General features: G+C 25.6%; 10 protein-coding genes. All 10 read left to right on the forward strand.

The window, feature by feature from the left end; genetic code table 11:
• Window positions 1-267, forward strand: a 267-nt coding sequence (locus BR66_RS26035) for a hypothetical protein (RefSeq protein ID WP_035796434.1), incomplete at its 5' end; no start/stop codon positions are given.
• Between the two features lie 547 nt (window positions 268-814).
• Window positions 815-1,813 (forward strand): coiled-coil domain-containing protein, encoded by a 999-nt coding sequence (locus BR66_RS0115495; RefSeq protein WP_026883708.1) that lies wholly within the window; start codon window positions 815-817, stop codon window positions 1,811-1,813.
• Between the two features lie 19 nt (window positions 1,814-1,832).
• Window positions 1,833-1,997, forward strand: coding sequence for a hypothetical protein (locus BR66_RS25770; protein ID WP_156946305.1), 165 nt, complete (start codon window positions 1,833-1,835; stop codon window positions 1,995-1,997).
• Between the two features lie 581 nt (window positions 1,998-2,578).
• Window positions 2,579-3,640, forward strand: coding sequence for a replication initiation protein (locus BR66_RS0115505; protein ID WP_026883709.1), 1,062 nt, complete (start codon window positions 2,579-2,581; stop codon window positions 3,638-3,640).
• A 349-nt stretch (window positions 3,641-3,989) separates the two neighbouring features.
• On the forward strand, window positions 3,990-4,166 hold the full coding sequence (locus tag BR66_RS25775) for a hypothetical protein (protein ID WP_156946306.1): 177 nt from the start codon (window positions 3,990-3,992) through the stop codon (window positions 4,164-4,166).
• Window positions 4,167-4,304: 138 nt separating this feature from the next.
• Window positions 4,305-4,520 carry a hypothetical protein gene (locus tag BR66_RS0115515; protein ID WP_026883710.1) on the forward strand — a complete coding sequence of 72 codons (216 nt, stop codon included), beginning with the start codon at window positions 4,305-4,307 and terminating at the stop codon, window positions 4,518-4,520.
• Between the two features lie 18 nt (window positions 4,521-4,538).
• Complete coding sequence (locus tag BR66_RS0115520; protein WP_026883711.1) at window positions 4,539-5,297, forward strand: ParA family protein; 759 nt, start codon at window positions 4,539-4,541, stop codon at window positions 5,295-5,297.
• Window positions 5,298-5,331: 34 nt separating this feature from the next.
• Complete coding sequence (locus tag BR66_RS24070) at window positions 5,332-6,609, forward strand: ParB/RepB/Spo0J family partition protein (RefSeq protein ID WP_035796436.1); 1,278 nt, start codon at window positions 5,332-5,334, stop codon at window positions 6,607-6,609.
• 79 nt (window positions 6,610-6,688) lie between these two features.
• Window positions 6,689-7,021 carry a hypothetical protein gene (locus BR66_RS0115530; protein ID WP_026883712.1) on the forward strand — a complete coding sequence of 111 codons (333 nt, stop codon included), beginning with the start codon at window positions 6,689-6,691 and terminating at the stop codon, window positions 7,019-7,021.
• A 279-nt stretch (window positions 7,022-7,300) separates the two neighbouring features.
• A partial coding sequence (locus BR66_RS0115540; protein WP_026883713.1) for a hypothetical protein occupies window positions 7,301-7,849 on the forward strand: 549 nt, incomplete at its 3' end.

Raw genomic sequence — 7,849 nt, forward strand, 5'->3', positions numbered from 1 at the left:
ATGTTAAATAGAGAAGATTGTTACAGTATAGTTGCTAAATGTTGGGATGTTAGTAATTTTTATAATGTTCATGTAGGTTGGGCAAGTATACCTATTGAGGAATATTACAATATTAAAAACAAATATTTAGATAGAAAAGGTAATGATATTTTCTATGAAGATATTATATGTCCCAATTGTGGATGTACAGTTGATACTATGGTAAATGAAGATAATGCTTTATGGTGTGGATGCGGTGAGAGATTCTATAAAATTAAAAATACTTAACTAGGTGTGTATTTTTAATTTTATATATTCATAAATCAAATTTATAATCTTATAAAAAAATAATTATTGAGAAAAGTGTCCCCAGGGAACACTTTTCTTTTTATCAATGAAGGAGTACAAATGGAGTACTTGGTTATCAGGTAAGTACAAATGAATTTTCATAGATATTAGTTAACTTTCAAAGTGTTTAATATCAATAAGTTAACCAGTTAACTTATTGATATTAAAATAAATCATGGATGATAATACTGCAATTGTTTTGAATGTATTATGACTGGAAAAACTATAAATATATGAAAAATAAAATTCTAAAATAATTTTATTTTAGAATTTTACAAAAGTACCCCCAGGGAACACTTTTGCTTTCGTTGACAACGGAGTACAAGCGGAGTACAATAAAATAGTATGAAGTGTACATAGTGGGATTCAATAAATTCTACTTGTAAATATCTTTAAATAGATATAAAATTAACATTGGTTAACTAATAAATAGAGTAATATCAATAGGTTAACGTGTTAACTAATATATATAAAGGGAGTATATAAAATGAATGATGTGACATATGGTGCAAAAGTTGATAATGAATTAAAGTCAAAATTGGATAGCTTACAGAAAAATAGTGGGGCTAGAACTGGTAAAGAATTTATGCAACTATTGGTAAGTAGTTACGAATTAGAAAGCACTAAAGAAAATATCCCAGAAATTGCAGAGGATTTGAAAGAATTACAATCTTTAACCCAACGAATTGACAATATATATCTTAATCTTGGCAAGAGAATTGAAAATATAGCTAAAGCACAAGAGGGTCAGCAACAGATCGAATTAGATAAAAAGAATTCGATTATATTAGAGTTGCGAGGTAAAATTGATACAATAGTAGCAGATAAGGATAAAATCAATGAATCATATAATAATATAGTTAATGAAAACAATGAACATTTACAAAGAGTTAAAGAGCTAACTGAAAGTAATGATAATATAAAGACACTAATTGAAGAGTATAAAAGCAAAAATGATACTCTTGCAGGTTTATTGAATGAATATAAAGAGTATAAAACTGACAATGAAAAGATAAAAGAATTATTAACAGATGCACAGAAAAAGTTAACCGATAAAGATACTATCATTAAAGATAGGGATTACAACTTAAATATATTGACTAAGGAGATTAAATCAAAAGAGGATAATATATCTACTTTAGAAATGAAGTATAAAGAAGAATTGAAATATGTTGCTAGTAACCATCTTATAGACATGGCACAAGTAAAAAAAGAGAATGAAATTATTATTAATAACCTTAATGGAAATATTCAAAACTTGAAAGTGGAACATGAACAAGAATTACAGACTTCTAAAAAACTTTCCAAAATTGATAAGGATATGGCTGTACTCGATAAAGATAAAGAGCATCAAAAAATTATTGAGGAACTTAATAGTAAATATAATAAAGAGATAGAAGATTACCAGGCTAAATATAAAAATATATTAGGAGAATTGGAGCAGTTAAAAGTTCTTCCAAAGACAAAAACTAAAGATACAAAATAAATATTAAAAGGAGTAGACAATGGTTTCAAATAATAGGTTTCAGGTAAGAGATACGGAAGAAAATTTAAAAAAATTAGATGAAGCAATAAAGATATTAGGATTTAAGGATAGAGCTGATTGGTATAGAGAAATGAAAAGAAGAACCATAGATATATCAAGTAAAAAAGGAAAAGGGGAAATTTAATTATAGAATTATATATTTGATTTATTTGCCTATTGCGTGTTACAAAATATGTTACAAGATAAAGAGTTTACTCCAGTAACAAGACTTGTGGTTAAATGGTATTAATTTTTATATATAACAACTTTCTAATGTTGTATAGTAAAAGTATAATAAAAGTATAGTAAAAAGTATAGTAGGAATAGTTCAAAAGCAGTTGTCCCAATGCATACAGACGATAAAAGGTGAGAGAATGACTGCAAAGGGTGAGAGAATGACCGCAAAAGGTGAGAGAATGACTGTAAAAAGGGTGAGAGAACGACTGTAGAAGGGTGAGAGAATGACTGCTGTAAATATAAAACAATAAAAAACATAAAATTTACAATTATATAAAAAAATATTAAAAATATTCCCTTGATTTTGAAGTTAACGCTATAAAGTTATGAATTTTATGGCACATATGTTAATCTAAATTTTTTATAAATCTAAATTTTTAGAAAAGGTGAGAAAATTACTGTTGTAAAGATGAAATATAAAATATTTTCTCACCTTTGTATGATAAAATATTTTTAATGAGTAGTTTGCGGAAGGAGTAATATTAGTCCATGAAAGAAAAAAAAGGTGGAAATTTAATCTGTATGCGACCTGATAGTATAATAGAAGCAAGGTTTAGTTTAAATAAAAAGCAAAATGATATATTAGACATGGTTTTTGCAACTATTGAGAATGATAATAAATTGAAATATGAAATTAATGTTATTAAGTATACTAAATTATATAATATACAAGATAAATCAAACATTTATGGGGAATTAAAAAAGGCAGTAAAAACATTTGAAGGAAAAGGTTTTTCTATAATTAATAAGATAAGTGAAAAAAAACAAAATAGAATATACTTTGCTTGGTTCTCCAGTATTCAATATTTTGATGGAGAAGGCAAAATTGTAGTTGAAATAGGACAGACTTTAAAAGAGCTGTTGCTAGAAGTTAAAAGAGCTGTATTTTATAATATTCAGTATACACTTAATTTCAATTGTATTTATAGTAAAAGATTATATTATTATTTGAAGCTATATGAAGATACTGGCATGAGAATTGATAATTTAGATATTTTAAGAGAAAAACTAGAATGTCCTGAAAGTTATAAAAAGTATGCAAATTTTAGACGCTTTGTATTAGAACCATCTTATAAAGAGATTAACGGTCATAGTGATATTGAATTTGAATTTGAAGAAGTTAAGACTAAAAATAAGGTTACAAATATTAAATTTTATATAAAATCAAATGGTAAAGCAAAGAATGAAATAGTAGCAACGCAAATAGATAAAGAAGTTCTAAAGAAAGAAAAAATTTACATAAATAATGTTAAATCAATTATAAAAAATGTTACTGGTGAGGAAATTACTGATAAAGCAGCTAATGAATTTTATCAATGTGCTACAAAACATAATAAATATGGTAGCGATCCATTGAAATTAATAAATGAAGTTGCTGAATATTCCAAAACTCAAAATATAAAAAAGGGGTTTGTTGGTTGGTTTAAAGCTACAGTTCCGATTTATGAAAAACCTATTATAAGTCATAGAACAACTAATTTTAACGATTATGAACAAAGAAGTTATGATTATGATGAATTAGAAAGAAAGCTTTTAGGATGGGATAAATGATTTGAAAGATAAATATATGTATGAATATTATCCTAAGTTTGTAATACTGTTATTTATAATTTAAACTGCATTTAAGTTTGAAGAAGGTATAATCCACATAGATAGTAAAAGTAGCTTCTATATGCTGAAAAACGGCATACAGCTACATATAATAAATAATTCTTTATAGATATAGAATCAAGAATAATCCATTGGATTTTTTTGATTCTATTTTTTTTATAATTTGAGTTTTCCTTAAAAAAAAGTGTCCCCAGGGGGTATTTTTTTTATAACTATATTGTATTGTGTTACAAAATGTGTTACAATATATATAAAGAAATAAATAATCAGATAAGAGAGGGGCTTTCAAATGGCAAGGATTGTGAGGATAGATATAGAGCCATCTATAAGTTTTGAGAAGTTTGTAAAAGATAAAGGTTTAAAGGTTAATAAATTAACAACAACATTGGAATGTAAGCTAAAAAAAGAATATCGTGATGCATGTAAAAATGGAGAAATTTATTATACAGTATGTAAAGAGATTTAAGGTTAGGTATAATATTAGATGGACTAAGTTAATACAAATGAATAAAATGGGGTGGAATATTGAGACAACAAAGGATTTTTGACAATTTTAGAGAACTTAACCTGTGTGTAATAATTGAATATGTGGGGGGGACTTAGTATGGTTGTTGTAAAATTTCTGAACCAAACAATTAAATTTTTGTTATTATCAATATGTGAAGCGTTATCAATTATCATAAAATTTTTAGTTAAAAAAATTATCTTTGTTGTAGTTTTATTCATTGTAATAAGTTTTCTAAGTAGAATTTTTATGAACTCAATGTCAAAAGGAATTATATCTAATTATAATAATAAATCAATAGTACAAAAAAAATAAAAAGCAGGGGGAATAAAAATGAAAGTGTTTTCAGTTGTTAATATTAAAGGTGGAGTTGGAAAAACTATTTCAACAATTAATATAGGAGCTTGCTTACAAGAACTTGGGTACAAAGTTTTAATTGTGGACCTAGATTCACAAGGAAATGCAAGTAAAATTTTAAAATGTTATTCAATGGATGATGAAAGTGTTACGGAAGTATTGTTGAATAAAGAAACTGATATTAAGAAAGTTATTAAAAATACCGATTATGAGAACTTCAATATATTACCTTCAAATGTCACATTAGCATTTGCAGAGAGACAGATTTTAATGGATACAACAAGAAGTCAGCAAAATAGACTTGCAAGAGCTTTAAAAGTATTAGAGAACGATTATGACTTTTGTATAATTGATTGTCCTCCAAGTCTAAGTATGGTTACTATAAATGCTTTGGTTGCATCAAATGAAGTTATTGTACCAATAAAACTTGACCAGTTTGCTTTAGATGGATTGGGATATTTGCTCGATAGTATAAATGAAATAAAAGAAGAATTTAATCATTCACTAAAATTTACAGGATGCTTTATAACAATGGATAATGCTACAACGGTAAATAGAGTTGTTAAAGAACACCTAAGAAAAACACTTAATGATAAAATTTTAAATACAACAATAAAAAACAATGTAAAAGTAGTTGAAAGCACATATGAACAAATTCCAGTTGTTTTTTCTAATAAAAGGGCAACAGCAAGTTTAAATTATAGACAACTTACAAAAGAAATATTAAACAAATAAATACATTTTTAAAATGTGAGGAGATGTTATATTAATGGCTAAAAAGTTTTCAATTACAGATAATATGTTAAATAATATATCAAAAGTAACAGATAAGAAGGATACTCTTGAAGCTAAGGAGGAGTTTCCAATAGAATACATAGAATTATCAAAGTTAATGATGAATCCTAAGAATTTTTATGAACTTAGAAATATAGATGAATTAGCAGAGGATATTGAGTTGACTGGTTTAAATACTAATCTATTAGTTAGACCAGTAGCAGATGGTAATTATGAGTTAATTGGAGGGCATAGACGTTTTACAGCTCTTAAGAAATTAGTTGAAAAAGGGTTAAGCAAATTTAATGTTGTCCCTTGTAAAATACGAGAGCTTAACGATTTAGATTCAGAAATAGTGATGATAACAGATAATGCAAATGCTAGAGAATTAACGGAAACAGAAAAGTTGAAACAAGTTGAGAGACTTAAAGCTTTATATCAAGAGAAAAAAGCGAAAGGTGAAAAAATTCCAGGTAGGATAAGAAATATGATTGCAGAAAATTTAAATCTTTCATTAACACAGGTGGGTAGATATGAGAAGATAAGTAAAGATTTGATACCTGAATTGAGAAAATTATTAGAGGATGAAAAATTAAGTGTTGCAAGTGCTTCTGAATTCGCAATACTTAATGAAGAATCTCAAAATGTAATATTAGGCATTGTAAATAAAAATGTTGAAATCTCAAAGAATGAAAGTATTTCTCTAAGGAAAAAGTTACAAGAAATTGAAAAAGAAAAAGAAATTGAAAAAGAAAAGTTATTAAAAGACATTGCAACTAAAGAAAGGGAACTAATATCTGAAAAAGATAAGTTGTTAGAAGATAGAGATAAATATAAACAAAGAAGTGAAATAGCCATAAATGATTTAAGTGAAATAAAGAAAAAACAGAAGGAAGAACAGGAAAATATAATTAATGAATATGAAAAAAGGGTAACAGAAAAAATCGAAACACAAAATAAAGAAAAATACGATAAAATAATGACGGACTTACAAAACGCAAAATTAAAAGAACGACAACTTAATGAACTACTAAAAAATGCGAAAAATGAAGCTAATAAAACAAACTATGATAGCTTAAAATTAAACACTGAAATAATCACAAAAATAAAAGATGTCTCGATCACTATGAAAGAGATAGAAAATAGGGCAAAATCATTAAGTAAAAATAAGGACTTAACTATAATGGTAGAGCTTGTTAGTGCATATGATGAAATGCTTAAGCAATCAAAGGAATTTGAAAAAAAATTAAATTCGTATTTAGAATTAAAATGATAAATTAATAAGATAAGGGATTTCCTTATCTTATTTTTTCAAAATTATATCCATTAAAACTATGAGGGAGAGAATTAAATTGATTTTAGAAATTTTTGAGTATATATGGGATAGAATTATATATAGAAAAGAATTTAAAATGTATTATCCTATTAAAAATATAATAATATCTGCTGATGGATTAAAGTGGATTCTGAAAATATTACAAGACAGAAAAATTTTTTTTGAATATAAGGTTGATTTCATTACTAAAAATAAAATTGGATTAACAAATGAAGCTAAAGAAAGATACATAAAAAAATATGTTAGCAAATTAATTAGGACTAAAAAATTGATAAATAAGCTTAAAAACAATGAACTATTATTAGATAAAGATTTAAAAGAAATAAATCAAATAATTAATCCTTTTTAATAAAATAAGATACAATTTAATTTATTAAATTGTAATAGATAATAGGGAAAAGTGTCAAAATTCAAGGTGATTGTAATAATATAAATATTTCATAGCAATTATAATTTAGAAGGAGGCTTCCTTATGGAATTTCTCTATCATTTGCTCACTCCAGGAGTTTTAGTTCTTTTGATTTTTTTATTAGTTATAATTTTGGCTATTCGTTTTTTGCTATAATTAACAATCCAAAGAAATTGTACAAATGTCAATTTAATATTTAAAAAAAAGAGGAGAGGTAATATGTTTGTTAATATATTTATAGTATGTATTGAAATTGTCATTGCTTTATTTTTAATAGGAATATCTGTCTATTTTTTAGTATACTGTCCATATCTTTATATTATGGATAGAATATATCATAATGATATATTCGATAACTCTGATGGGCTTTGTGGTAAATTAACAATAATACCTAAATTCCTATCACTAGTAAACTTTATATTTTATGTCGTTATTTTAATGAATATTTCTCATAATATTTTAAGCTATTTGGGTCTAAATACAACAAGAACAACAAGATTCTTTGACCTCATGGGAAGTTATCAATATAATAAATTAACAGCTTTAGATTATTTAAGTGCGGTGATGGCTTTCTTATCAATATTTGTTTTTACAGAAATAATAAGGTTTATTGAATATAAAATACATAAAGGTAAGGGTGTACATAAATTATTGCTAACTTCCGACGAAATTAAAAATATTACCGATGGCTATGTTACTGAGTATGGTAAGAAAATATATATAAACGAAATTAATGGTGACAAAATAATTGTTTTAGAAGAAGAGCCA

It is taken from the genome of Clostridium akagii DSM 12554 (genome assembly GCF_000686725.1).
GTDB lineage: Bacteria > Bacillota > Clostridia > Clostridiales > Clostridiaceae > Clostridium_I > Clostridium_I akagii.

Coding starts and splice junctions, on each gene's coding strand:
- BR66_RS0115495 (WP_026883708.1), top strand. CDS start 815: ATGAATGATGTGACATATGGTGCAAAAGTTGATAATGAATTAAAGTCA.
- BR66_RS25770 (WP_156946305.1), top strand. CDS start 1,833: ATGGTTTCAAATAATAGGTTTCAGGTAAGAGATACGGAAGAAAATTTA.
- BR66_RS0115505 (WP_026883709.1), top strand. CDS start 2,579: ATGAAAGAAAAAAAAGGTGGAAATTTAATCTGTATGCGACCTGATAGT.
- BR66_RS25775 (WP_156946306.1), top strand. CDS start 3,990: ATGGCAAGGATTGTGAGGATAGATATAGAGCCATCTATAAGTTTTGAG.
- BR66_RS0115515 (WP_026883710.1), top strand. CDS start 4,305: ATGGTTGTTGTAAAATTTCTGAACCAAACAATTAAATTTTTGTTATTA.
- BR66_RS0115520 (WP_026883711.1), top strand. CDS start 4,539: ATGAAAGTGTTTTCAGTTGTTAATATTAAAGGTGGAGTTGGAAAAACT.
- BR66_RS24070 (WP_035796436.1), top strand. CDS start 5,332: ATGGCTAAAAAGTTTTCAATTACAGATAATATGTTAAATAATATATCA.